General features: G+C 73.7%; 1 protein-coding gene. It reads left to right on the top strand.

Features of this window, described 5'->3' with window-relative positions:
- Positions 1 to 122 precede the first annotated feature (122 nt).
- Positions 123 to 1,062: SDR family NAD(P)-dependent oxidoreductase (locus PLL68_RS15945; RefSeq protein WP_324535724.1), on the top strand; the 940-nt coding region annotated here is incomplete at its 3' end.

The following is a 1,062-nucleotide window of genomic DNA, read 5'->3' as shown; positions in this document are numbered from 1 at the left end:
CTCACCCGGCTCGCCCCGATGTTCCGAGGGCTCGCCGAGATCGACGCCTCCCTGACCGACGACGAGCGCGTGGTCGTGGAGCGGTACCTGCGGGGCGCGGTCACCGCGATGAAGGCGCTGATGTGACAGGGCTGACGACGGCAGCGGCCCGCGCCCTGGACAGCACGCTCGACCGCACCATCGCCCCGGGCTTCACCCGGCTCGGGTACGCCGTGCGGAGACGGTTGCCGACCTGGCCCGCCGACCCGACCCCCGGCATCCTCACCGGGCACCACGTGGCCGTGACCGGCGCATCGTCCGGCCTGGGCGAACGCACCGCCCATGACCTCGCAGCACTGGGTGCCACCGTTCACCTCGTCGTCCGGGATGCCGGCCGCGGTGGTCGGGTGGCCGCCGAGATCGAGTCGGCGGTCGGCAGGGCCGGCGCGGCCCGGGTCTGGGTGTGCGACGTCGCCGACCTCGACTCGGTGCGCACCTTCTGCTCGGCCTTCCTCGCTGCCGGGTTGCCGTTGCGAGCGCTCGTGCACAACGCCGGGGCGCTGCCCGCCACCCGCACTGAGTCCCCACAGGGCCACGAGCTGACGATGGCCCTGCACGTGCTCGGGCCGGTGCTCATGACCGAGCTGCTGCTGCCCCTGCTCGGGGCCGATGCGGGCCGGGTGGTGTTCGTGACCTCCGGCGGCATGTACAGCCAGCCCCTGCCCGTGGACGACCCCGAGTTCCTGCGTGGCGAGTACTCCGGCACCACGGGCTACGCGCGCAGCAAGCGCGGCCAGATCGAGCTGCTCCCCGTACTGGCACTACGCTGGCTCCCCGCGGGAGTCAGCGTCAGCGCGACGCACCCGGGGTGGGCGGCGACTCCCGGCGTGCAGACCTCACTCCCCCGGTTCAACGCACTGCTGGGCCCGTCGCTGCGCACGGCGGGTGAAGGTGCCGACACGACGACGTGGGTCGTCGCGGCCGACCCGGCACCGGCATCCGGCCAGCTGTGGCACGACCGTCGACCCCGGCCGACGAGCATCATGCGCCGCACGCGACCCACGGCTGAGCAGCGGGGCCGTT

Source organism: Ornithinibacter sp., assembly GCF_035443565.1.
GTDB lineage: Bacteria > Actinomycetota > Actinomycetes > Actinomycetales > Dermatophilaceae > Fodinibacter.
Note: the sequence above shows the minus strand (reverse complement) of the source record. Positions and strands in the feature narration are given on the sequence as shown.